The sequence below is a fragment of the Pseudoduganella plicata genome (assembly GCF_004421005.1).
GTDB classification, from domain to species: Bacteria; Pseudomonadota; Gammaproteobacteria; order Burkholderiales; family Burkholderiaceae_D; genus Rugamonas; species Rugamonas plicata.
This window is the reverse complement of record NZ_CP038026.1, coordinates 5,633,081-5,655,042: the sequence shown is the minus strand read 5'-3', so window position 1 is coordinate 5,655,042 and position 21,962 is coordinate 5,633,081. Positions and strand designations below refer to the sequence as shown.

General features: G+C 66.6%; 24 protein-coding genes. 7 read left to right on the top strand and 17 right to left on the bottom strand.

The features are described 5' to 3' along the window. The first annotated feature begins 45 nt into the window (after positions 1 to 45). Positions 46 to 1,161, top strand: coding sequence for a serine hydrolase domain-containing protein (locus E1742_RS24925; protein ID WP_134387718.1), 1,116 nt, complete (start codon positions 46 to 48; stop codon positions 1,159 to 1,161). A 2-nt stretch (positions 1,162 to 1,163) separates the two neighbouring features. Here E1742_RS24925 and E1742_RS24920 read toward each other — a convergent pair whose 3' ends face one another. Continuing rightward, entirely contained in the window at positions 1,164 to 1,706 is a 543-nt protein-coding gene (locus E1742_RS24920; RefSeq protein ID WP_134387717.1) for a YaeQ family protein, read from the bottom strand. 31 nt (positions 1,707 to 1,737) lie between these two features. Beyond that, positions 1,738 to 2,607, bottom strand: a complete 870-nt coding sequence (gene purU / locus E1742_RS24915; RefSeq protein ID WP_134387716.1) for a formyltetrahydrofolate deformylase — start codon at positions 2,605 to 2,607, stop codon at positions 1,738 to 1,740. A 232-nt stretch (positions 2,608 to 2,839) separates the two neighbouring features. On the opposite strand from purU, the gene E1742_RS24910 reads away from it, so the two are divergent. The 3 genes from E1742_RS24910 (at position 2,840) to E1742_RS24900 (ending at position 4,945) form a co-directional block, all read left to right on the top strand. Then, the gene (locus E1742_RS24910; RefSeq protein WP_134387715.1) at positions 2,840 to 3,445 is read left to right on the top strand and encodes a hemerythrin domain-containing protein; all 606 of its coding nucleotides are present in this window, start codon (positions 2,840 to 2,842) and stop codon (positions 3,443 to 3,445) included. Between the two features lie 132 nt (positions 3,446 to 3,577). Then, positions 3,578 to 3,958: a KGG domain-containing protein gene (locus tag E1742_RS24905; RefSeq protein ID WP_229466337.1), complete on the top strand. Its 381-nt coding sequence runs from the start codon at positions 3,578 to 3,580 to the stop codon at positions 3,956 to 3,958. A gap of 468 nt (positions 3,959 to 4,426) precedes the next feature. Further along, entirely contained in the window at positions 4,427 to 4,945 is a 519-nt protein-coding gene (locus E1742_RS24900; protein WP_134387714.1) for a Dps family protein, read from the top strand. Between the two features lie 294 nt (positions 4,946 to 5,239). On the opposite strand, the gene E1742_RS24895 is transcribed toward E1742_RS24900, so the two are convergent. The 4 genes from E1742_RS24895 to modA are packed head-to-tail and all read right to left on the bottom strand — an operon-like array spanning position 5,240 to position 8,155. Further along, positions 5,240 to 6,046 carry a TOBE domain-containing protein gene (locus E1742_RS24895; RefSeq protein ID WP_134388346.1) on the bottom strand — a complete coding sequence of 269 codons (807 nt, stop codon included), beginning with the start codon at positions 6,044 to 6,046 and terminating at the stop codon, positions 5,240 to 5,242. Positions 6,047 to 6,066: 20 nt separating this feature from the next. Further along, the gene (locus tag E1742_RS24890; RefSeq protein ID WP_134387713.1) at positions 6,067 to 6,744 is read right to left on the bottom strand and encodes an ATP-binding cassette domain-containing protein; all 678 of its coding nucleotides are present in this window, start codon (positions 6,742 to 6,744) and stop codon (positions 6,067 to 6,069) included. Further along, positions 6,741 to 7,415, bottom strand: coding sequence for a molybdate ABC transporter permease subunit (gene modB / locus E1742_RS24885; protein WP_134387712.1), 675 nt, complete (start codon positions 7,413 to 7,415; stop codon positions 6,741 to 6,743). The genes E1742_RS24890 and modB overlap by 4 nt, the downstream gene beginning before the upstream one ends. After that, complete coding sequence (gene modA, locus E1742_RS24880; RefSeq protein ID WP_134387711.1) at positions 7,412 to 8,155, bottom strand: molybdate ABC transporter substrate-binding protein; 744 nt, start codon at positions 8,153 to 8,155, stop codon at positions 7,412 to 7,414. The genes modB and modA overlap by 4 nt, the downstream gene beginning before the upstream one ends. 367 nt (positions 8,156 to 8,522) lie before the next feature. Here modA and E1742_RS24875 point away from each other — a divergent pair, with 367 nt between their 5' ends. Both E1742_RS24875 and udk read left to right on the top strand, forming a co-directional pair. After that, the gene (locus tag E1742_RS24875) at positions 8,523 to 9,728 is read left to right on the top strand and encodes a pyridoxal-phosphate-dependent aminotransferase family protein (protein ID WP_134388345.1); all 1,206 of its coding nucleotides are present in this window, start codon (positions 8,523 to 8,525) and stop codon (positions 9,726 to 9,728) included. A 184-nt stretch (positions 9,729 to 9,912) separates the two neighbouring features. Continuing rightward, entirely contained in the window at positions 9,913 to 10,554 is a 642-nt protein-coding gene (udk, locus tag E1742_RS24870) for a uridine kinase (RefSeq protein WP_134387710.1), read from the top strand. 9 nt (positions 10,555 to 10,563) lie between these two features. Here the strand turns inward: udk and E1742_RS24865 are convergent, their stop codons facing one another. Continuing rightward, positions 10,564 to 11,421 (bottom strand): GIY-YIG nuclease family protein, encoded by an 858-nt coding sequence (locus E1742_RS24865; protein WP_229466336.1) that lies wholly within the window; start codon positions 11,419 to 11,421, stop codon positions 10,564 to 10,566. A gap of 38 nt (positions 11,422 to 11,459) precedes the next feature. On the opposite strand from E1742_RS24865, the gene E1742_RS24860 reads away from it, so the two are divergent. Beyond that, complete coding sequence (locus E1742_RS24860; protein ID WP_134387709.1) at positions 11,460 to 11,981, top strand: YgjP-like metallopeptidase domain-containing protein; 522 nt, start codon at positions 11,460 to 11,462, stop codon at positions 11,979 to 11,981. Between the two features lie 97 nt (positions 11,982 to 12,078). Here the strand turns inward: E1742_RS24860 and yfcF are convergent, their stop codons facing one another. From yfcF to E1742_RS24820, 10 genes are all read right to left on the bottom strand, one after another. Next, complete coding sequence (gene yfcF, locus E1742_RS24855; protein ID WP_371860242.1) at positions 12,079 to 12,711, bottom strand: glutathione transferase; 633 nt, start codon at positions 12,709 to 12,711, stop codon at positions 12,079 to 12,081. 756 nt (positions 12,712 to 13,467) lie between these two features. Next, positions 13,468 to 14,031 carry an LOG family protein gene (locus E1742_RS24850; RefSeq protein ID WP_134387707.1) on the bottom strand — a complete coding sequence of 188 codons (564 nt, stop codon included), beginning with the start codon at positions 14,029 to 14,031 and terminating at the stop codon, positions 13,468 to 13,470. A gap of 13 nt (positions 14,032 to 14,044) precedes the next feature. Beyond that, a complete protein-coding gene (locus E1742_RS24845) occupies positions 14,045 to 14,713 on the bottom strand; it encodes a TetR/AcrR family transcriptional regulator (protein WP_134387706.1) in 669 nt (222 codons plus the stop codon). 65 nt (positions 14,714 to 14,778) lie between these two features. Continuing rightward, a complete protein-coding gene (locus E1742_RS24840) occupies positions 14,779 to 15,048 on the bottom strand; it encodes a hypothetical protein (RefSeq protein ID WP_134387705.1) in 270 nt (89 codons plus the stop codon). 7 nt (positions 15,049 to 15,055) lie between these two features. Next, positions 15,056 to 16,924 (bottom strand): EAL domain-containing protein, encoded by a 1,869-nt coding sequence (locus E1742_RS27000; RefSeq protein ID WP_229466328.1) that lies wholly within the window; start codon positions 16,922 to 16,924, stop codon positions 15,056 to 15,058. Next, on the bottom strand, positions 16,912 to 18,678 hold the full coding sequence (locus E1742_RS26995; RefSeq protein WP_229466327.1) for a response regulator: 1,767 nt from the start codon (positions 18,676 to 18,678) through the stop codon (positions 16,912 to 16,914). The genes E1742_RS27000 and E1742_RS26995 overlap by 13 nt, the downstream gene beginning before the upstream one ends. Positions 18,679 to 18,873: 195 nt before the next feature. Further along, on the bottom strand, positions 18,874 to 19,551 hold the full coding sequence (locus tag E1742_RS24830; protein WP_229466326.1) for an esterase/lipase family protein: 678 nt from the start codon (positions 19,549 to 19,551) through the stop codon (positions 18,874 to 18,876). Beyond that, on the bottom strand, positions 19,461 to 19,805 hold the full coding sequence (locus tag E1742_RS26990) for a hypothetical protein (RefSeq protein ID WP_229466325.1): 345 nt from the start codon (positions 19,803 to 19,805) through the stop codon (positions 19,461 to 19,463). Before E1742_RS26990 ends, E1742_RS24830 begins: the two co-directional genes overlap by 91 nt. Continuing rightward, positions 19,798 to 21,408 carry a GMC family oxidoreductase gene (locus E1742_RS24825; protein WP_134387704.1) on the bottom strand — a complete coding sequence of 537 codons (1,611 nt, stop codon included), beginning with the start codon at positions 21,406 to 21,408 and terminating at the stop codon, positions 19,798 to 19,800. The genes E1742_RS26990 and E1742_RS24825 overlap by 8 nt, the downstream gene beginning before the upstream one ends. Then, a complete protein-coding gene (locus E1742_RS24820) occupies positions 21,405 to 21,905 on the bottom strand; it encodes a hypothetical protein (protein ID WP_134387703.1) in 501 nt (166 codons plus the stop codon). The genes E1742_RS24825 and E1742_RS24820 overlap by 4 nt, the downstream gene beginning before the upstream one ends. Positions 21,906 to 21,962 lie beyond the last annotated feature (57 nt).

The window sequence follows — 21,962 nt, the reverse complement described above, 5'->3', positions numbered from 1 at the left end:
AGGCACAAAACCGGTAACATGACGGCGTTTCTTGAAAGGATCGCCATGCACCCCACCCCCGACGACGTCGTCGACCGCGCCATTGCCCGCCACAAGATCGTCGGCGCCGTCGTGCTGGCTGCGCGCCACGGCGAGATCGTCTACCGCCGCGCCGCCGGCTGGGCCGACCGCGAGGACGCACGGCCCATGACGGACGATGCGCTGTTCCTGTATGCCTCCATGACGAAGCCGCTGGTCGCCACGACGGCGCTGCGCCTGATGGAGAGAGGTTTCCTGCAATTGCACGACACGGTGGCGCAATGGCTGCCGCACTTCCGTCCGGCGCTGGCCGACGGCACCGTGCCCGATATTACGCTGCACCATCTGCTGACGCATACGTCCGGCCTGTCGTATGCGTTCATCGAACCGGAGGACGGGCCGTACCGCCGCGCCGGTGTGTCGTCCGGACTGGATCAGCCGGGGCTGTCGCTGGCAGAGAACCTGGCCCGCATCGCGGCCGTGCCGCTGGCGTTCTCGCCGGGCACGGGCTGGCGTTATTCGGTGGCGATGGACGTGCTGGGGGCGGTACTGGAAGCGGCGGCCGGCAAACCGCTGCCGGCGCTGGTGGCCGAGTACGTGACGACGCCGCTGGCCATGGCCGACACAGGGTTCCGCGTGGCGGATCCGGCCCGGCTCGTGACGCACTACCTGAACGACAAGCCGGCACCGCGGCCGATGGAGGAGGATGCCAGCACCCGCTCGGGCGCCGGCATCGCCCGCTTCGCGCCACGGCGCATCTTCGACGACGACTCGTACCCGTCCGGCGGCGCCGGCATGGCGGGCAGCGCGCCGGACTTCATGCGCTTCCTGCTGGCGCTGCGGGGAGAGAACGGCGATATCCTGGAGATCGCCCGCGTCGACCGCACGGGAACCGGCGCGGCCACGCAGGGCGCCGGCTGGGGCTTCGGCTACCTGGGCGCCGTGCTGGGCGATCCTGCGCCCACGCACACCCCGCAGCAGCCCGGCACCGTCCAGTGGGGCGGCGCCTACGGCCATTACTGGTACTACGACCCGGTGCGGGACTTCACCGCCGTCAGCCTGACCAACACCTCGTTCGAGGGGATGTCCGGCACGTTCCCGCGCGACCTGCGCAACGCGCTGTACCGGGCGTTCGGCAGCTGAGCTTAACGCTCGCTCTTCCAGGTCTCGCGTTCGACCTGCACGGTCTCGACGCCGTCGGTCAGCCAGATCTGGCCGTCCTGGATCGTGCATTGCAGCTGCATGGTGCGCTGGGCCATCTTCTCCAGCGCGGCTGTCGCTTCGGACGGCAGGTTGATGACGGTGAGGTTCTTGGCCCGTTCCACCTTGTTGGCGATGCCCTTCCACCAGATCGCACTGGCCGCGCTGTAGCAGTAGACGATCACGTGTCCGGAGCGGCCGCAGCCCTTCAGGATGCGGCGCTCCTCCGGCTGGCCGATCTCGATCCACAGCTGGATCGCGTCCGTCAGGTCCTTGTCCCACAGGTCCGGTTCCTCGACGTCGAACATGCCTTTCGTGAAGGCCAGCGAGTCGTTGGCGTGGATGGCGAAGGCCAGCAGCCGCACCATCATGCGCTCGTCCGTTTCGGACGGGTGGCGCGCCAGCGTCAGCACGTGGGTGCCGTAGTAATTGCGGTCCATGTCGGCGATCGACAGTTCCGCCTTGTAGATTGTTGCCTTGATTGCCATTGATACTTTGCTCGGTAATGTTGCTCGGTGCTTATTTGAAGATGACGGTACGGTCGCCGTTCTGCACAATGCGGTGCTCGACGAACCATTTGACGGCGCGCGCCAGCACGACGCATTCGACATCGCGACCGATGGCCGACAGCGTGTCCGCGTCCATCGCATGGTCGACCCGCTCGACATCCTGCTCGATGATCGGTCCCTCGTCCAGGTCGCCCGTGACGAAGTGCGCGGTGGCGCCGATCAGTTTCACGCCGCGCCGGTGCGCCTGCGCATACGGCCGCGCGCCCTTGAAGCTGGGCAGGAACGAATGGTGAATATTGATGGCCTTGCCTTTGAGGCGCGTGCACAGGCCGGGCGACAGGATTTGCATGTAGCGCGCCAGCACGACCAGATCGATGCCGTGCGTATCCATCAGGTCGACGATGCGCGCTTCCTGCGCCAGCTTGGCCTCTTCCGGCGCTCCCGCAGCCAGCGGCAGGTGGTGGAACGGAATATTGTAGCTGGCCGCCAGCTGGTAGAAGTCCATGTGGTTCGACACGATGGCGGGGATCTCGACGGGCAGCAGGCCGCTCTTGTAGCGGAACAGCAGGTCGTTCAGGCAATGGCCGATCTTCGAGACCATCAGCATCACGCGCGGCTTGTAGTGCGCGTCGTGCAGGTTCCACTCCAGGCGGAGCGTGTCGGCCAGCTGGGCAAATTCGGTACGCAAGCTCGCATCCGGCACGGCGCTGTCCTCGGCGGCGAAATGCACGCGCATGAAGAAGCGGTGCGTTTCCTGGTCGCCGAACTGGGCCGAGTCGAGGATGTTGCAGCCATGGGCGGCCAGGAAACCGGAGACGTGGTGCACGATGCCGCGCTGGTCGGGACAGGAAAGCGTCAGGATGTATTCGGGGTGCGTCATGGCCGTCTGGGTGTCAGTGTCGGGTCAAAAATGGACCGGTATTGTCGCATGAACGGCCGCGCAGGCGAAAAAGCCGGGGAACGGCGCACGCGGTGGAGCGCGCCAGCTCCGTCGCAATGCTTCTATACTGGACCGACGCAGTCAGGCAGCTGCCGCGCTCAGCAGGAATCCCGCCTCGGGAATCCCCCCTCGCGCGGCGCGGATTTTTCCACCGTACCCCAAGGAGCCACCCATGACCAACGAAACCAGCGACGCCATCCCCCTGCCCACCGCGGAAGACCATCCCGCCGTGAAGATGCCACGGGGCGACAAACCCACCGGCAACGATGCCGTTGCCCTGCTTACCAGCGATCACGACAAGGCCAAACAGCTGTTCCGGGAATACGACCGCGTGGCCCGGCTCGGCGACGTCCAGCTCAAGAACGACCTGGCGCTGCAGATCTGCCTGGAGCTGACGGTCCATACGCAGATCGAGGAAGAGCTGTTCTACCCGGCCGTACGCAGTGAAACGGGCGACGAGACAATGGTCCGGGACGCCATCCAGGAACACGCCGAGGTGAAAGAACTGATCGCCCATATCCAGGGCATGGCGGCGGACGACCAGGACATGGACGATACCGTGGCCATGCTGCGCCGGGCGATCGAACATCACGTCGAGGAAGAGGAGCGGGACATGTTCCCGCAGGCGCGCCGGTCCGATGTGGATCTTGGCCGGTTGCGCGAACAGCTGGCCGACCGCAAGGAGCAGCTGGAACACGACATGGGGGCAAGTCCGCTGCGCCGCGGTTCCCATGAAGCTGTGGGCGAACGTTCGGCGATCGGCCAGGCCGATTCCTGACGGCGCCGCACGGTTTCTGCCGGAGCCCGGAACTTAAACGGCACCCCTTTCTCTAACCAGACGAAGCGGCACAGCGCCGCTTCACGAACCCGGCGCGTTGCCCGGTTCGAATCTTTGCAAGAGGGGTGGCAAATGGCTACGAATTCGGCAACAAATCCGGCTACAGATCAGCAAAAACAGAATCGGGGCGACCAGAACCTGGGCAGCGCCGGCGCGGGTAACGCCGCGCGGGCGGACGGCGGCGGCAGCCAGAAAGGCCCTGCCAAACGGGGCTTTGCCGCCATGGACGAAGCCACGCAGCGCCAGATTGCCAGCAAGGGTGGCCAGGCCGCGCACCAGAAAGGCACTGCACACGAATTCGATTCCGAGGAGGCCCGCCGCGCCGGCCAGAAAGGTGGCGAGGCGGTCAGCCGCGACCGCGAGCATATGGCCGAGATTGGCCGCAAGGGAGGCGAAAGCCGCCAGTCCGCCAACCGCGGCGCCCGGCAGGGTGCCAAGGACGAGAAGCGCTGAGCATTGCTGCCCCCGGTCACTGGCGCTGGATCCGCTGGGGTCTGTCCCCGGTAAGTGTCAGCTGCAGCGCTGGCCGGCGGCGTTTCGCGGGGACTGACCCCGGTTTTTGGCGCAGCTGCAAGGATGCGTACCGACATCCGCGCAGGCAGGCAAAAACCCGGGGTCGGTCCCCTGCCGAAGCTGCTGGCCTACGGCAGGGTTAGCACTTAGCGGGACAGACCCCTGCGGATCACCGCTGACCAATCCGGCAACTCCCGGCGTGGCACTACGTATCAAGGCCAGGGCCCACTGACCCCAGCAACGGGTCAGGCACGGTTCAACGCACGGCCGCGAACCTTCGCATACGAACCGCCACGCCGTACGGTCGCCGCTTGCGCGCGAACCGACGGGCCGCACCGTTCACAACGCGTTTTTATTGTCTGCGTTACAATCAAATTCAGCTTTCATCTCACTACTGAAGAGGCAGACATGAACGACCAAAACATCAACGAACAACGCGGTATCGAATCCTTGAAAACCCCGACCGACCTGGGCAAGAAAGCCCGCAAGGACACCACGGAGGGACTGAACGCCCTGCTGGCCGACACGTTCGCACTGTACGTCAAGTGCAAGAACTTCCACTGGCACGTCAGCGGCCCGCACTTCCGTTCGCACCACCTGCTGCTGGACGAACAGGCAGCCGCCATCTATGCGATGCTGGACCCGATTGCCGAGCGCGTGCGCAAGCTGGGCGGCACGACAATCCGTTCGATCAAGCACATCGCTTCGCTGCAGCGCATCCAGGACAACGACAAGGAATTCGTCGATGCCACCGCCATGCTGGAAGAACTGCGCAACGACAACCAGTCGCTGGTGAAGTCGATGCGTGAAGTGCACGAAGTGTGCGACGAAGACAAGGACATCGCCACGGCCAGCCTGCTGGAAAACTGGATCGACGAAGCCGAGGAACGCATCTGGTTCCTGTTCGAATCGACCCGCGGCGCTTAAGCGCCTTCCCGCTGCTGGGGACAGCCGCTGCATCATGTAAAGTAAAAGCGTAAAAGTCAGCCAGCGGCAGGCATATCCTGGAACCCAAGACCTGGAACGGGGGTCAGACCCGCCGGGTCTGGCCCCGGATCTGCGTCTTCGGGTTGGATTTTGGGTGGGATTATTTCCACGGCCCGCCACCGTTGTCGGCAACGGAACGGCGCTCGTGCATGTCCCCGACGTTCAGCGCACCCCGGCTCGGCCACAAAGGCCGATCGGCCGTCTTGTACGCCCACAGGCGGCCAGATGCCCAGTTCACCCCGCCACGCCAAGAATCACGCTGCTGGCCTTGAACACGGCCGTCACCGCCATCCCTGCCCGCAACGCCAGCGTCTCCTCGCTGTCCCGCGTGACCGTCGCGCCGATGGTGCCGCCGCCAGGCAATGCAATCGTCACGTCCGAGTTGACGGCCCCCGTTACTACCCGCGCCACCGTGCCGGACAGCCGGTTGCGCGCCGACAGCCCGGCCCCGTCGCCCAGCGCGACGATCACCGACGACGCCTTGACGAGCGCGAACGCAGCCACGCCGGGCGCCAGGCCCAGGCTGTTGGCGCTGTCGTGCGTGACGATCGCCACGATGGCCTGGCCACCGACGACCGTCAGCGTCACCTCGTCGTTGACGGCGCCGCGCACGAGCTTCGTCACCGTGCCGGCAAACTGGTTGCGCGCGCTCGTCTTCATGGTCATGGTTTGCATCAGATTCAGATCCTCCGGCAGCGGCAAGGGGCCGCGGCGGGCTTCCGCCTGCCGCCCCAGGTATTCGACAAACTGGCCGTGCAGGCGTTCCAGCCGGCGAAAATCCTCCACGAGACGCATGCCGCGGCTGGTGAGCCGCGTACCGCCACCGCCCTTGCCGCCCGCCAGCCGCTCCACCAGCGGTTCGCCGGCCAGGTTGTTCATCGATTCGACGGCGTCCCATGCCGCCTTGTAGCTCATCTTCACGGCCTTGGCCGCCTGCGTGATGGAACCGTGCCGGCCGATACTGGCGAGCAGCGCCATGCGGTCGGGACCACCCAGGTGCTGCCCGTTCATCGTCAGCCACAGCTTGCCGTGCAGCGCCATGGCGCCGTCCCCCTCGCCGGTCACAGGAAGCGCTCCCCGACGATGGCGCCGTCGGCCATCGTCAGCACCTGCCCGCCGAACGTGGCGGCGTCTTCCGGGTCGTGCGTGATCAGCAGCATGGGGATGTCCAGGCGGCGCTGCAGCGCATCGAGCTCGGCGCGCATGCGCACGCGCAGGGCCGGGTCGAGCGCCGCGAACGGCTCGTCCAGCAGCAGCGCCGCCGGTTCCGCCACCAGCGCGCGCGCCAGAGCGACCCGCTGGCGCTGGCCGCCGGACAGCTGCTCGGGCAGTTGCTGCGCCACGGCCTCCAGTTCGAACGCCTGCAGCCAGTAGGCCACGGCATCGCTGTCGCCGCGCCGGGGCGGGTTGCGCCAGCCCCGGCGCAGGCCGAACGCGATGTTCTGCCGCACGTTCAGGTGCGGGAACAGCGCGTAGTCCTGGAACAGGTAGCCCACCTTGCGCCGCTGCGGCGATACGTCGATGCCGGCCGCGCGGTCGAACAGCACGCGGCCGGACAGCTCGATGCGGCCCGCATCGGGCCGCGTCAACCCGGCGATCGCCTTGAGCATCTGGCTTTTCCCGGCACCGGAGGCGCCGTAGATGACGACGCGCTGGCCGCTTGCCTCGAAGCGCGCCTGCAGCCGGAACGTGCGGGCGCCGGCGCGCAGCGTGCTGGCGATATCGACGTTCATGCTCATGCCGGCACGCTCCTGCCCGGCGCCAGGCGGCTGGCCAGCACGAGCACCAGCACGCAGGTGGCGGACGTGATCAGCACCAGCAGGTTGGCCGTGTCGTCCTGGCCCGCCTGGACGGCTTCATAGACGGCGATCGACAGCGTCTGCGTCTTGCCCGGAATGCTCCCGGCCACCATCAGGGTGGCGCCGAATTCGCCCATCGAGCGGGCGAAGGCGAGCAAGGTGCCGGCCAGGATGCCGCGCCATGCCAGCGGCAAGGTCACGCGCAGGAACACGCCGAATTCCGAGACGCCCAGCACGCGCGCGGCCTGCTCCAGCTGCACGTCGACCGTCTCGAACGCGGCGCGGGCGCCCTTCAGCACCAGCGGGAACGCGACCACGGCGGCCGCGATGACTGCCGCCTGCCACGTGAAGATCAGGTTGATGCCCAGCGTGTCGTGCAGCCACGCGCCAAGCGGGCCATTGCGGCCGATGACGACCAGCAGGTAGTAGCCCAGCACCGTGGGCGGCATCACCATCGGCAGCGTCAGCAGCGCATCGAGCAGCTCGCGGCCAGGGAAACGTCCGCGTGCCAGCAGGTAGCCGATCGCCATGCCCAGCACCAGATCGATGCCGGTGGCCCACAGCGCCACCTTCAGCGACAGCGCCAATGCCGTCAATGCCGGTTCCGTCATGGCCGGACGAAGCCGTATTTGCCGAGGATCGCCTGGCCGGCGGGCGACAGCGTGTACCGGACGAAGCTGCGCGCCAGTGCCGGCTGCGGTGCGCCGGCCAGCACGGCGATGGGATAGCGCACCGGGAAGGCCGTCGGCACGGTCAGCACGGCGCGTACCTTGTCCTTTTGCGCCATCACGTCCGTCGCGTAGACAAAGCCCGCATCCACTTCACCGCGCGCCACGTAGTCGAGGCTCTGGCGCACCGAGGCGCCGTAGACGAACTTCGGCTCCAGCCGCGGCCACACCGCGGCCTTCGTCAGCGCATCCTTCGCGTAGCGGCCGATCGGCACGCTGGCGGGATTGCCGGTCGTCAGGCGCTGCACCGCCGGAGCATCCAGGTCCGCCAGCGTAGCGGGCTTGAACGCGCTGGCGGCCGGCACGACCAGCACGACGGTATTGGCCACGAAATCCCGGCGCGTGCCGCGCGTCAGCAACTTCAGGGCCTCGGCCTTGTCCATCGCGTCCTGGTCGGCCGACGCCAACACGTCCACGGGCGCGCCCTTGGCGATCTGCTGCACCAGCGGATCGGACGCGGCAAAGTTCAGCAATACCTTGTCGCCCGGATGGACGGCCTCGAACGCCTGCGCCAGCTCGCGGAACGCATTGGTCAGGCTGGCGGCAGCGGAGACGGTGACGTCGGCGGCCGAGGCTGCGCCAGGCAGCAACGCGGCCAGCGCCCAGATCGGAAGTTTACGCATGGATAACTGCAAGAGAGATTGTTGAAAGCGCAATATACCTGATTATATAGCGCCCGGCTGCACGTACTTCGGAGGACACTCCAGGGCCAGCCGGCATTGCCGGATCAGCAACAGCACTGCTAGAATGAACCGCACCCGCCATCACCCCGGCCGGTATCCGAGGCCGGCGTCCAGCCGCCCCCCCCAGCGTACTGCCGCGACCTATCCGGTCCCGCCCGCCGACGCCGCTCCATCCCGAAATCCGACAACTTTCCCAACACAGGACCCGATCATGCATACCTCGTCACGCCCCTTCCGCGCGCCGCTCGCCGGCTTCCACGACCACTCCGGCGCCGGCGCCGCGGCGGCGACTGCGGCGGCGGCGGGCATGGCGATCAAGGCGCCACGGATCGAGCCGCTCGACATCCTGCTGCCGGCCGAGCCCCTCTTGATGATGGGCGCCGGTCCCGTGCCCATTCCAGCCCGCGTGGCGCACGCAAATTCCATCGTCATCAATCACCTGGGCGAGACGCTGGCACGCGTGATCGCGCAGGTGCAGTCGATGGCGCGCTACGTATTCCAGACCGAGTCGCCATGGATCCTGGGCGTTGCCGGCCCGGGCTCGGCCGCGATGGAGATGAGCATCACGAACCTCGTCTGGCCGGGCACGAAGGTGCTGGCCGTACGCAACGGCTACTTCAGCGAACGCTTCGCCGAGATGGCGCGCCGCGTCGGCGGCGACGTCACGACGCTTGACGTGCCGCTGGGCGAAGTCATCGACCTGGCGCAGCTGGAGGAGGCGCTCGAGCGCGTGCGCCCCGCCGTGCTGACGGTGGCGCATGGCGAAACGTCGTCCACCACGTTCAACCACCACCTGGCCGACATCGCCCGGCTCGCGCGCAAGGCCGGCTGCCTCGTCGTGGCGGACGCCGTCTGCACCCTGAGTACGACACCGCTGCTGATGGACGCATGGGACGTCGACGTCGTCGTCACGGGCGGCCAGAAAGGACTGTCGTCGATTCCCGGCGTGTCGCTGATCGCGCTGTCGCAGCGCGCCTGGGACCGCATCGAAAGCCGCCCGGCCGATCCGCCGCACTGGTGCCTCGATGCGAAACTGGCGGCGCAGTTCTGGCATCACGCTTCGTATCACTACACGGCGCCAACCTCGGGCATCCTGGCGCTGCACGAAGCGCTGCACCTGATCTGCCAGGAGACCCTGGAGCGCCGCTTCGCGCGGCACGCCGGCTGTTCGACGGCGATGCAGCGCGCCATCGAGGCGCTGGGCCTGACGCTGTACGGCCAGCCCGCCTCGCGCCTGCACTCCGTCATCGGCATCGAGGTGCCAGCGGGAATCGACCGGCGCCAGGTGTGCGCGCACATCTCGGCGCGCTACCGCGTCGAGATTTCCGGTTCCTTCGGCCTCGATATCGTGCGCATCGGCCAGATGGGCGAACAGTGCCGCGCCCACCACCTGTTCCGCACCCTGCACGCGTTCGGCTCGACGATGCGCGACCTGGGCGCGCAAGTCGATCTGCCCGCCGCCGCGGCGGAGCTGGAGCGCACCTTGCAGCGTATGCACGACGACGTGATCTGACGTCGCGTTGCGCCGGCGTCGCAGGATTCACTTGCAATCGTTGCAACCTGCGACCGCGGTGCGTGACGGCATTGGTCCGTGAACGACCGGAAACCGTCGTTTGCGGGCCGCGGCAGGCGCCCGCCGACCGCCTCATTTGTCCCCGGCCCTGTCGGTTCGGCCGCCGCTCCGGTATCATGCGGGGATGAATCAGATTTCCTTCCAGCCGTTTATTATCGGTGTCGCGGGCGGTAGCGGCAGCGGCAAATCGACGGTTTCCCAGCAAGTGCTTGCCTCGTTCGGCGCCGACATGGTCTCGGTCGTGATGCAGGACGACTACTACCGCGACCAGTCCGACCTCGCCCCCGACGTGCGCCGCAAGCAGAATTACGACCATCCGCAGGCCTTCGACTGGCCGCTGCTGGTGCAGCACGTCCAGGCCCTGCGCGACGGCGAAACGATCGAGATGCCGGAGTACGATTTCACGATCGACAACCGCTCCGACAAGACCATCACCGTCAGGCCGGCGCCCGTTATCGTCATCGAAGGCCTGTTTGCGCTGTATGACGCGGACCTGCGCAAGACGATGTCGCTGAAGATCTTTGTCGATACGGCGCCCGACGTGCGCTTCATCCGCCGCATGCAGCGCGATATCTCGGAACGCGGCCGCACGATGGACAGCATCGTCACGCAGTACATGGAAACGGTACGCCCGATGCACAAGCAGTTCATCGAGCCGACCAAGCGCCATGCCGACGTGATCCTGCCGCACGGCGCCAACGGCCCGGCGATCGATGTGATCACCACCAAGGTGGCCAGCATCATCGGCCAGCTGCAGCGGCCCTGACGCGCCCCGTCAAAGCTGTTCGATCGTCAGTCCGCCTTCCAGCAGCGGCCTGGCAAGTATCCGATAGACATCCACATCGAAACGCGTCGCACGCTTGCGGCGCGGTTGCCGCGTGCCGAGATAGCACCAGTTGTCGACCAGCTGGCGCTGGCGCAATCCGTCCGACTTCTCGACGATGGCAATGGCCCCCGGATACGGCCACGGCGTGACGCGCAGCGGCGCCAGCGCGGCCCGCACGCGCGCCGCATGCTCGGTCGCGCTTTCCTCGCCCGTACAGGCGCCGCGGCAGCGTTTGAGCTGGCGCGCAAAGCACGGTCGGCCCGGCGCACCCTTCTCCAGCCCCGTCATGACGGAGCACAGGCCATCGCTGTGCGCCATGTTGCGCAGCGTTTCCTGCGCCGCCTTCCTTGTCTGGAACAGGCCGAACAGCCCTTCCGTGCGGCCGAAATCGGCCTCCTTCGCAAACACGACCTCCGGCAACGCCCCGCCCAGCCGGATCGAGCACATCTCGCGGATTCGCCGCAGCTTTCGGTTGAAGACGGGCTGGTGTTCCTTGATCAGCTGCGCCTCGCGCAGCAGCGCGCCGATCTCCCCGCCCGTGCGTTCGTGCTCGATCCGGCACGTGCGGGCCAGCATCTGCGCTTCTTCAAGCGTGCGCAGATGCGACAGCACGCGCTGGCGGATGTTTACGCTCTTGCCGATGTAAAGGGCAATACCGGCAGCATCGCGGAAGATGTAGACGCCCGGCTGCCGCGGCAGGCTGTCGATGCAATCGCGGGGGATGTGGGCGGGGTAGCTGAAATTCGTTGCAGGATCGGTGCAGACCAGGAGCCCCACCGCGTTGACGTGGGTGTGCATGGGCGCCATGATACGGATTTATGCGGCTGTGGTACAGTCACGCCGCCATGAATTCTCCCCAAGATCTGCCCCTGAAATACCTGGGCGCCTACTCCGACCAGACCCGCGCGCAGGTCGCCCAGCTGCTCGGCCAGAACCGGCTTGGCGACATCCTGCTGCAACGTTATCCGAAAGCCCACGACGTGCGCAACGACCGCGCGCTGTACGACTACGTGCAGGACCTGAAGACCGAGTTCCTGCGCAATGCGGAACCGATCAACAAGGTAGCCTTCGACAGCAAGATCCACGTGATCCAGCACGCGCTGGGGCTGCACACGTCGATCTCGCGCGTGCAGGGCGGCAAGCTCAAGGCCAAGCACGAGATCAAGGTGGCGACGATGTTCCGCGACGCCCCGCTCGAATTCCTGCGCATGATCGCCGTGCACGAACTGGCGCACGTGAAGGAAAAGGCGCACGACAAGGCGTTCTACAAGCTGTGCACCTACATGGAACCGAACTACCACCAGTACGAGTTCGACGTACGGCTGTATCTGACCGAGATGGAGCATTCGGGGCGAAAGCTGTGGTGATGCGCGCGGCGGTGGCACACCGGGGAACGCGCTCCGTTACGCCCCACCGGTAATCGCCGTCAATTCAGTGCGCCCGCCGCGGCAATGGTCATGCTCGTCATCCCAACGGCGCACGCTCGCGCGATACCCACGCCTGCACGGTCGGACGCTGCCATTGGCGCTGGGCATACGCCACCAGCTTCGGTGGCACCGCGTCGCCATTGGCGATCAGGCGATGCAGCATCAGCGCCAGGTCGACGTCGGCAATCGACCACGCACCGAACAGGTACTCGGCGCCGTCCGCCAGCAGCGCATCGGTCGCGTCGAACAGCTTCTGCGCGGCCACCTGCGCCGCCGGCGACAGCGGTGCGTCGCTTCGTTGCAGGAAGATCACATCGGTCGAACGCTCCTGGCGGATCGGCAGCAGGTCGCTGCGCAGCCATGCCTGCACCTGGCGGGCGCGCGCCTTGAGCTTCGCATCGGCGGGGTACAGGGGCACGCCCGGGTAGACGTCGTCCAGATATTCGGTAATGGCCGACGATTCGGAAAGGCGGAAGTCGCCATCGACCAACGTCGGTACGCGCTGCGTCAGCGACTGCGCCGCGTAGTCCGGCGCGTGCTGGCCACCCGCGTCCAGGTCCACCGTGCGCACTTCGAAGGGAATGCCTTTTTCCTGCATTCCGACAAAAACGGACATAGCGTAAGGACTCGTGTACAGGCGGTCGACATATAAAAGCACGGGTTTCTCCAGGACGAATATTAGTTATCGGACCATCAATAGTAGCATGACGACCATTGCGTCTGGCTGCAAGCCGGTTCATTCCGAACCCGCATTTGCGGGCCGGAGCGCGCCAGGCAGCGTTAGCTGTGCGGAACGCCACAGGCCAAAGGATGATTATCACCAGTTCGCGTGACGGTAATATTGTCGACCTGCTCTACGAAGATATGGGTGGCAATCGATTACGGGAAGTTCTTGCAGGGAGAAGTGGTTCGGACTGGCTCAGCTCATCGATCGGCAGGACCGAGACTATTCCATGATCCCGATCAACCCTTGATTACCATGCAAAGCCCATGAATGGCGGATTGAAGGAAAGCGCGGCATCAACATTTCATAAGTCTCATTGACCCGATGGCGCCGACAAGGCGTACAGCATTGCCGACACAATGCGATCTTGTTCGACAACATGCCGTCCAGGTCGAAAACCGACAACAGCGCCGTATCCGATTACCCGGGATGTATGTCCTGCGCGGAGCGGAATGCATTCGGCCACCGCAGCTCAGCCAGCGGTTCGGGCGAACACTTCGGGGCACGGGACCCGACGCATCGATGAGCACCGGGGTGCCGAGGTAGCGCTCGCGATCGCGATTCCTGCCGCCGTCGGGCACGGCCATCTTATCTGGCAGTCGCGGTCGGGAAGCTTATCCCTGACATCTGCGGCCCCTGCCGTGCGCGAGTATGCGCCGCCTCTGCCAGATTGCGCTGAGCACATGTGTTTTCGCCTTGTTTTTACGTGTACAGCGCCTTGGCCTCCCCCGCCGTGCGGAAGCGCGCCAGCAGCGCGCGCGGTTCCTGCTCCACCATCATGCGCGCCGCATGGTCCGCGCTGATGAAGCCTTCGTCGCGCGCATGGCCGATGAAGCCGGCCAGCCGGTCGTAGAAACCGTCCACATTGAGCAGGCCAATGGGCTTGTCGTGGATGCCCAGCTGGCCCCACGTCAGCATCTCGAACAGCTCTTCCAGAGTGCCCATTCCGCCCGGCATGGCGATGAAACCATCCGACAGGCGCGCCATCATGGCCTTGCGCTCGTGCATGTCCTTGACGATGAACTGGCGCGTCAGGCCCGTGTGGCCCACTTCCCGTTCCACCAGCGCATTCGGGATCACGCCCGTCACTTCGCCGCCCAGGCGCAGCACCTCGTCGGCGATTGAACCCATCAGGCCGACCCTGCCGCCGCCGTAGACAAGCGCCAGGTTCTGTTCCACCAGCGCGCCGGCCAGTGCGCGCGCCCCTTCGGCGTAACGCTCGTTGACGCCCGTGCGGGCGCCGCAATAGACGCAGATCGACTTCATTGACAGAGTGCTTTCACTTGTTGAGTTTCTTCAGGTAGTCGTCCGACAGCTTGCGAAAGCGCAGCAGCGTTTCGCCGCGCAGGTACGGCTCGACCTGCGTCAGCACCTGGTAGCAGCCGCGCGCCAGCGCGTCGGCCATCGACTGCTGCTCGGTGTACTTGCGGGGATTGCGCACGTATTCGTACGACAGCCAGTACGTGGCGACGACAACCATGTTCGTGGCCATTGCCTCGATGGTGACGTCGGACGCCTCCAGCGATGCCTCGCTGCGCAGGTCGACGCACAGCTGCGTCGCCACCTTGATCTTGTGCGCCAGGATCTGCTTGAAGTGCAGCTCCAGCTTGCGGTTGCGCGACAGCAGGTCGTTCAGGTCGCGGTAGAAGAAGCGGTAGCGCCAGATCAGTTCGAACATCAGGTGCAGATACTGCCAGACGTCCTCGATGTTCGAACGGCGCCCGCTCGGCACGTGCAGGATGCGCTCGATCTCCTGCTCGAACTGGACGAAGATCGAGTTGACGATGTCGTCCTTGTTGCGGAAATGGTAGTACAGGTTCCCCGGCGAGATATTCATCTCTTCGGCGATCACGGTCGTCGTGATGTTCGGCTCACCGAATTCATTGAACAGGCGCAGCGATAATTCAAGAATGCGTTCGCGTGTGCGTCGTGGGGCTTTTTGTAGCATGGGCTGAGATTTCTGTTATTCCTGTTATTTCTCCTGCAAGGATAACACTTCCCAAGGCTGCGCCTTCAGCCGCCGCGCTTCGACAGCTCTGCCACCTGCGCCCGCAACGCCGTCACCTCGTCGCGCAACGCCTGCAGTTCCTGCCGCAGCGGCAGCGTGGCCGACAGCAGCGCATGGCGCAGATGTTCGTCCGCCAGCGGGTCGCCGGGCTCCACCAGCTGCGGCCCTGCCCTTGCCGGACCGTCGCGGCGCATCTGCTCGACCTTGCGGCGCCTAGCCGCGAACGCGTCCACCCCGGCCTGCCAGATCACGTGTGCTTTCGCTTTCTTTGCCATGGCATCCTCAGGCGGCATGTTTGCGTGCGCGGACCTGCCCGTGCAGGCGGAAGCCCTCGCTGATGTTTTCTCGCAGTACGGCGCCCTTCCACGGCTTCGTGTAGAAGCGGTCGATCGCGCCGCGGTTGATGGCGGCCATGATGGGCGTCAGGTCGGCATAGGCCGAGAGCATGATGCGGAACGTGTCCGGCGCCAGGTTCTTGACCCGCTCCATGAATTCCGTGCCGCTCATGTTGGGCATGCACTGGTCGCACAGGATCACCTGCACGGGATAACGGGCCAGGATGTCGAAGCCCTCGGCCGCCGTCTGCGCCGTCAGGATGCGGTAGCCGTCCTGCGCCAGGAAGTCCGACAGCACGTCGAGCATGAATGCATCGTCGTCCACGATCAGCAAGGTCGGCTGCTCGTGCTCGCGCGCGTCGTCCGCCGGCGCCTGCAGGAAGCGTCCTTCGCGCAGCATGGTCTCGAAGTCCGCGGCCGGCACGGGGCGGCTGAAATAATAACCCTGCATCTCGTCGCAGTCGTGGCGGCGCAGGTAGGCCAGCTGGGCATCCTTCTCCACGCCTTCGGCAATGACCTTGAGCTTCATGCTGTGCGCCATATTGATAATGGCCAGCACGATGGCCGCGTCGTCCGGATTGCTGGTCACCTCGCGCACGAAGGCGATATCGATCTTCAGCTTGTCGATCGGGAAGCGCTTCAGGTAGGCCAGCGACGAGTAGCCGGTGCCGAAATCGTCGATGGAGATCTTGATGCCCAGTTCCTTGAGCGTGTGCAGCACGGTGATCGTCTCTTCCGCGTTCGACATCAGCGAGCTTTCCGTCAGCTCCAGTTCCAGCAGCTCGGGCGGGATGTCGTGCTCGCGCAGCGCCTTCAATACTTCCTCCTGCAGGCCGCCGACGAAGAACTGGATGCCCGACACGTTGACCGACAGCTGCACGGCGCCCGCGCCCGTCGCCTTCCAGTGCGCGATCATGCGGCACGCTTCGTTGATGACCCATACGCCCACGCGCACGATCAGGCCGGTCTCCTCCAGCAGCGGAATGAACAGCGCGGGCGACACCATGCCGTGGCCGGGCCGGTTCCAGCGGATCAGCGCCTCCGCGCCGCTGATGCGCCCCGTGGTCAGGTCCACCTTCGGCTGGAAGTACAGCACGAACTCGCGGTTGTCGATCGCGCGGCGCAGCGCGTTTTCCAGGTCCAGCCGGGCCAGGGACTGCGCGTTCATCTCGGCCGTGAAGAAGCGGAACGCGTCGCGCCCCGCCTCCTTGGCGCGGTACATGGCCGTGTCGGCATACTTGATCAGCGTGTCCGCATCCGTGCCGTCGTCGGGGAACACGGAGATGCCGATGCTGGCCGTGACGGTGACTTCGTGTCCCATCAGGTCGAACGGCTGGCGCATCGCCTCGCGGATCTTGTCGATCACGGGCAAGGCGCTCTGCACGCCCTCGGGCAGCATCAGGATGGCGGCGAACTCGTCGCCGCCGAAGCGGCCGATCGTGTCGCGCACGCGCAGGCAGTCGACCAGGCGGCTGGAGAACTGGCGCAGGAGCTCGTCGCCGATTGTGTGGCCCAGCGTATCGTTGATGTTCTTGAAGCGGTCCATGTCGAGGAACAGCACGGCCAGCGCCCAGCGGTGCTCGGCCGCCTGCGTCAGCGAATGGGTCAGCGATTCATACAGCTGGCTGCGGTTCGGCAGGCCCGTCAGCGTATCGAAATGGGCCAGCTTCAGAAGGCGCCGTTCCGCTTCCTTGCGTTCCGTGATGTCGCGCGCGACGGCCACCAGGATCCAGTTCTGGCCCGAGCGCAGCGTGCGCCGCTGCACTTCGACCGACAGCGGCGTGCCGTCGCGCCGGTGCAGCATCAGTTCCGCCATGGCACCGCTCTGGTCGCCGGCCAGCAGCTTGTCGTACAGCTCCGCCAGCTGGGCGGGGCACTGCCGCGGTCGCGCTGGCCCACCACCAGGAAGTCGTCGCGTTCGTAGCCGAGCATGCGGCAGGCCGTCACGTTGACGTCGACAAAACACATATTGGCACGGTCGACAAGGAAGATGGCGTCCGCCGTCGCGTCCATGGCCATGCGGAAGCGGCGCAAATCCTCGGTCAGGCGGGTGCGCGCATCCATGTCGGCCTGCAGCTGCGCATGGTGGAGGCGGATCTCGTCGTACAGCCGCAGGTTCTCATAGGCCACGGCCACCTGCGCGGCCACTGTGACGGCAACGCGCTCGTCCACCTCGGAGAACTCGCCGGCGCCCATCTTGTCGGCCAGGTACAGCCAGCCGTGCACCGTTTCGTTCGACACGATGGGCACGCCCAGGAACGAGTGCACGGGCGGATGCCCGTCCGGCAGACCGACGTGCGACGGGTGGCCGGGCAAGGCGCCGAGCCGGACCGGCTGGCGCGACTGCAGCACCTGGCGCAGCACGCCCGCATCGGGATCGCCGGCCAGCACCGCCATGCCGTCGCCGCTGCCGCAGCTGCTGAAGTGGCTGAGCGAGGTGCCGTCCTCCGTGAGCACGCCGATGCAGGCATAACGGGAGACGCAGATGTTCTGCGCCACGCGGCAGCCGATTTCGAGCAAGCCTTGCGGCTCGCGCTTGGCGCCCAGCTCGATGCCCAGTTCGATCAGGGCGGTAAGGCGCAGGCTGACGGCCTGCAGGCTCGACAGGCTGTTCGACAGCCGCTGCGTCATCGTGTGCAGGCGCTCGGGCTCCGCATCGCGGCCTTCCCGGTCGTTGCGCGCCAGCTGCGTCAGCAACTGGCTGGACGACTCCACTTCGTCCAGGTATTGCACCATCTTGTTGCCGATGTCGCCCAGCTCCGGACCGGATGGCCGCTCCGGCGCGAAGTCCACGACGGGGGGCGCCTGCTCGGTCCCCAGCGCCTCGTGCACGGTGGCGAGGATGACGTCCGGGTCGGAAGGCTTGGGCAGCACCCAGCGCACGCCGCAGGCCTCCGCCACCGCGGCCGCTTCCTTCTCACGATAGGTGGCCGTATAGAAGATGATGGGCACCTGTGCCGTGGCCGGATTGGCGCGCACGCGCGCGACCAGCTCGTAGCCGTCCATGTGCGGCATCAGGATGTCCGAAATGATCAGGTCCGGCGTATCGTGCTCGATCTGCTTCAACGCCTCGGTGCCGCTGGCCGCCTCCATCAGCCGGTAGCCGGAGAACCCGAGCAGCGTCATCAGGAATTCACGGTTCAGCACATGGTCGTCGACGATGAGGATTGTGGCGATGTCGTTCTGCTCAGGGGGCGACATCTCCCCCGGTAAAAAAGACTCGATCTGGGTGACGAAGCTGTCCGGTTCGATCGGCTTGCCGATATAGCCGTCGAACCCGGCGCCCAGCAGGCGTTCCCGGTCGCCCACCATCGCCAGCGCCGTGACGGCCAGCGCCGGAATGGCGCGCGTGGCGGGATCGCCCTTCAGCGCGGCCACCACGCCATAGCCGTCCAGCTTGGGCAGGTGCACGTCGCAGATGATCAGGTCGGGCTTTTCGCGCCGCGCCGTGGCGACTCCCTCCTCCCCGTCGCTGGCCGACAACGGCGTGTAGCCGAAGGCGCGCAACAGGTAAACCATCAGCTCCATATTGGTGGGATTGTCTTCAATGATGAGGATACGTGCCGACACGTTGCACTCCTGTATTTATGTGGCGCCCACGGCCTCTGCGGGCCGCGGGGCTTTGACCTCCGGGCGCTTGGCCCTCCCCTGCTTGCAGTATCCCTTATTCCGCCAGGACGCAGAGCACGAGAAGACAAAAGGCAGCCCGCGCGCTGCGTGCAGCGCCCGCCGGCTATGTACCCGGCGTAACGATGTTTCCAGCAATCAATATAGAGTAGCGGATGGGGCGGAGGCTGTCAAAACCTCGGCGAGTATCGTGCGCAACACTTGCGGGTGGCTGCCCAGGGCGACGTGGCCGATGCCGGCCAGTGCGATATTGCGGGCGCCGGGCAGCCGGCAGGACGTCTGCGGCGCGACGATATTGTCGTGCCACGACCAGATCGACGTAAACAGGGCTCGCCGGCCGCGGTCGTCCGCGTCGAGCTGGGCCAGCCAGCCGGCGTCCGTGCGCATCTGCGCCGCATTGCGGCCGATGCCCAGCGACGCCAGCGCCGTACCGTGATGGGGCGTGCCCACCGTGACGACGCGCGCCACGCACGTCTCCGCGGCGGCGCCGTACTTGCGCAGCCATGCGCGCGTCACCAGCCCGCCCATGCTGTGTCCGACGATGACGAGGCGCGGCGCGCCCGTCGCCGCCCGCAGGCGATGCACCGCCGCCTCGACGGCATCGGCATAGTCGTCGATTCCTGCCGTGACGGGCTCCAGGTCGACCGTATCGTGGCTGACCCCTTCGCGCATCAGCATCCCGCGTAGCGGACGCCAGTAGCCGCCGTTGCAGCCGTAACCATGGATCAGCAGCACCGGCAGCCGGCCATTGGCCGGTTGGCGCGACAGCCACGGCGCCGGACGGTGGCGCAGCATGTGCCAGGACGACGACAGCATGGTCGCGCGAAACTCCTCCAGCACGAGGCGCACGTGCCGCGCCGGCGAGAGGCGGTGCTCGGGGGCGCCGCGCTGCCGGCGCGGCGGCTCAGCAGAAAATTATTGGCGGTAATGGTCAGGCGGACCAGCACGACGGCCAGCACCGCCAGCACCAGCGCCAGGTCGGCGGGCACGTAACCGGCAGCCGCGTACCAGATCAGCAGCGCGCACGCCACCTGCACCGCCATGATCGCCAGCAGGATGCGGCTAACCATGCGTTCTTCCTCCTGTCAGCTGGTCCGCGAGAGCGCTGGCAAGGCGCGCGGTAATGCCGTAGATCGACAACTGCGGATTGGCGCCGATCGAGGTGGGGAACAGCGAACCGTCGTGTACGGAGACGTTGGCCAGGTGGCGATAACGTCCGTCCGGGGCCACGACCCCGGCGCGCTCGTTGGCCGCCATCGCGCAGCCGCCCATCACGTGCGCCGAGGCGACACGGGTCAGCAAGGGCGCCATCGGCAGCGCGGCGATGGCCGCTTTCGCTTCGTTCCAGCTGGCGTAATGGCGGCCCGTTTCATGCAGCGGCAGCACCGCTTCGGCGCCGGCGGCAAACTGGATCTCGGCCATCGTCAGCAGCGCGCGGCGGGCGCCATCCCACAGATAGTCCGTCATCGCATAATCGAGTTCGGGCGTGCCGTCGGCGCGCAACGCGACGCGCCCGCCCGTCGAAGCGTCATGGAAGCCGTCCCGCAGCAGCGCCAGCATACCCTGCGTATGGGCGAAATGGCGCATCGCTTCGGCATGGGCGGCGCCGAAGCCGGCCAGGGTCGTCGACAGCAGCAGCGGATGCAGCGGCGGCACTTCGAGCTTGTACCCGGCCGGGCCGTCGGGCGGCAGCGTATCGAGGAAATGGTCGGAATAGATCGTCTGCGGCGCGCCCGCGTAGCCTTCCACCGGCTGCGCGAAGCGGGCGGCGGACACCAGCGTGGGGTGCAGGAACGTGCGCGCGCCCAGCAGGCCGTGCGGGTCGGGCGCGCCCGAGCGCAGCAGCAGGCCGGGCGAGTTGATGGCGCCGCCGGCCACGACGTAGTGCCGCGCGCGCACCGTCACCGAGTGCCCCGCCGACGCGATGCCGTCCGGCCCGAGGGCCGCGATCAGCACGTGATCGGCCCGGCCGCCCCGCAGCACCAGCCGTTCGGCGCGAGCGCGGGTCAGCAGCGTCGCGCCCTTTGCCAGCGCGGCCGGAATCGTCGTCACCAGCATCGACTGCTTGGCGTTGGTCGGGCAGCCCATGCCGCAGTAGCCCAGGTTCCAGCAGCCGTTGACGTTGCGCCGGATCTCGCCCGTCGCAATGCCCAGCCGGCTTGCGCCCTGGCGCAGCAGCGCGTTGTTGGCGTTGGGCGGCGTGGGCCATCCTGCGATGTGCAGCCGCGCTTCCATCTGCTCGAACCATGGCGCCAGCGCCTCGACCGTGTACGTCGCCAGCCCGTAGTGCCGCTGCCAGTGCGCCAGCGTGGCGGGCGGCGTGCGAAAGCTCGAAGTCCAGTTAACGGTCGTCGAGCCGCCCACTGTGCGGCCTTGCAGGATGTTGATGGCCTTGTCCTTCGTCTTGCGCGCCGCCGATTCCTGGTACAGCGCCGGATAGGCGTCCGCTTCGCGCATGCGGAAGTCGCGCGACGACTTCAGCGCCCCCTCTTCCACGATGACGACCTTCAGGCCGGCGTTCGCCAGGATCTCGGCAGTGACGCCGCCACCGGCGCCACTGCCGACGATGGCGACGTCCGCTTCGATGACGCGGTCGGCCGTCAGCGTGGCGCAGTCGATCACCTGCCAGCCCGAAGCCAGGCCGGCCGCGATGGGATCGGAAATCGCCGTCATGCCAGCGCTTTCGTCGGACCGGGATACCCGATGGCGGCCCAGCTGGCAGGATCGGCATACCAGCTGCCGATGACGAGGTCATGCAGTGCCTGGTACGCGGCGCGCAGTTGCAGGAAACGGTGCAGGCGCCAGTCTTGCAGGAAGGCGTGCAATCGGGCGGGACTTGCGTCGCGCCAGGCAGGCAATCCCGTCAGCAGGCGCCGGGCCGGGGCCAGCGCCAGCAGGCCGAACAGGTCCTGCAGCTCGGCCTGGGCGGCCAGCGGCAGGCCGGCAATGGCCGCCCGGACGCGGCCGACCACGGGGGCCACGTCCGCGGAAGCCGGCAGCGCCGGGCCCAGCAGCACGGGCACGATAGCGGTGAGGAACTCGTGCCCGGCCGCGTCGAGGTTGAAGCGTCGCGGCGCGCCTTGCTGCAGGCCCCGGTAGAAGGCACCGCCCGCCGCCAGCGCAATGGCGCCGCCCATCCCGAACCTGAGGAACGCTCTGCGTGTCGTCATGTGTCTCCTGCTGTTGGCGCTGTCGGCTTTTTATCCGCCGAGTGTACGGGATGCGCC

Excerpts from the sequence above, each read along its gene's own strand:
- modA (WP_134387711.1), bottom strand. The coding sequence starts at position 8,155 with ATGCGTAAACTTCCGATCTGGGCGCTGGCCGCGTTGCTGCCTGGCGCA.
- E1742_RS24900 (WP_134387714.1), top strand. The coding sequence starts at position 4,427 with ATGAACGACCAAAACATCAACGAACAACGCGGTATCGAATCCTTGAAA.
- E1742_RS24860 (WP_134387709.1), top strand. The coding sequence starts at position 11,460 with ATGAATTCTCCCCAAGATCTGCCCCTGAAATACCTGGGCGCCTACTCC.
- E1742_RS26990 (WP_229466325.1), bottom strand. The coding sequence starts at position 19,805 with ATGGTTAGCCGCATCCTGCTGGCGATCATGGCGGTGCAGGTGGCGTGC.
- E1742_RS24845 (WP_134387706.1), bottom strand. The coding sequence starts at position 14,713 with ATGCTACAAAAAGCCCCACGACGCACACGCGAACGCATTCTTGAATTA.
- E1742_RS24820 (WP_134387703.1), bottom strand. The coding sequence starts at position 21,905 with ATGACGACACGCAGAGCGTTCCTCAGGTTCGGGATGGGCGGCGCCATT.
- E1742_RS24895 (WP_134388346.1), bottom strand. The coding sequence starts at position 6,046 with ATGGCGCTGCACGGCAAGCTGTGGCTGACGATGAACGGGCAGCACCTG.
- E1742_RS24840 (WP_134387705.1), bottom strand. The coding sequence starts at position 15,048 with ATGGCAAAGAAAGCGAAAGCACACGTGATCTGGCAGGCCGGGGTGGAC.
- E1742_RS24875 (WP_134388345.1), top strand. The coding sequence starts at position 8,523 with ATGGCGATCAAGGCGCCACGGATCGAGCCGCTCGACATCCTGCTGCCG.
- purU (WP_134387716.1), bottom strand. The coding sequence starts at position 2,607 with ATGACGCACCCCGAATACATCCTGACGCTTTCCTGTCCCGACCAGCGC.
- E1742_RS24830 (WP_229466326.1), bottom strand. The coding sequence starts at position 19,551 with ATGCTGTCGTCGTCCTGGCACATGCTGCGCCACCGTCCGGCGCCGTGG.
- E1742_RS24920 (WP_134387717.1), bottom strand. The coding sequence starts at position 1,706 with ATGGCAATCAAGGCAACAATCTACAAGGCGGAACTGTCGATCGCCGAC.
- E1742_RS24850 (WP_134387707.1), bottom strand. The coding sequence starts at position 14,031 with ATGAAGTCGATCTGCGTCTATTGCGGCGCCCGCACGGGCGTCAACGAG.
- udk (WP_134387710.1), top strand. The coding sequence starts at position 9,913 with ATGAATCAGATTTCCTTCCAGCCGTTTATTATCGGTGTCGCGGGCGGT.
- E1742_RS24825 (WP_134387704.1), bottom strand. The coding sequence starts at position 21,408 with ATGACGGCGATTTCCGATCCCATCGCGGCCGGCCTGGCTTCGGGCTGG.
- E1742_RS27000 (WP_229466328.1), bottom strand. The coding sequence starts at position 16,924 with ATGGCGGAACTGATGCTGCACCGGCGCGACGGCACGCCGCTGTCGGTC.
- E1742_RS24905 (WP_229466337.1), top strand. The coding sequence starts at position 3,578 with ATGGCTACGAATTCGGCAACAAATCCGGCTACAGATCAGCAAAAACAG.
- E1742_RS24865 (WP_229466336.1), bottom strand. The coding sequence starts at position 11,421 with ATGGCGCCCATGCACACCCACGTCAACGCGGTGGGGCTCCTGGTCTGC.
- E1742_RS24925 (WP_134387718.1), top strand. The coding sequence starts at position 46 with ATGCACCCCACCCCCGACGACGTCGTCGACCGCGCCATTGCCCGCCAC.
- E1742_RS24910 (WP_134387715.1), top strand. The coding sequence starts at position 2,840 with ATGACCAACGAAACCAGCGACGCCATCCCCCTGCCCACCGCGGAAGAC.
- modB (WP_134387712.1), bottom strand. The coding sequence starts at position 7,415 with ATGACGGAACCGGCATTGACGGCATTGGCGCTGTCGCTGAAGGTGGCG.
- E1742_RS24890 (WP_134387713.1), bottom strand. The coding sequence starts at position 6,744 with ATGAGCATGAACGTCGATATCGCCAGCACGCTGCGCGCCGGCGCCCGC.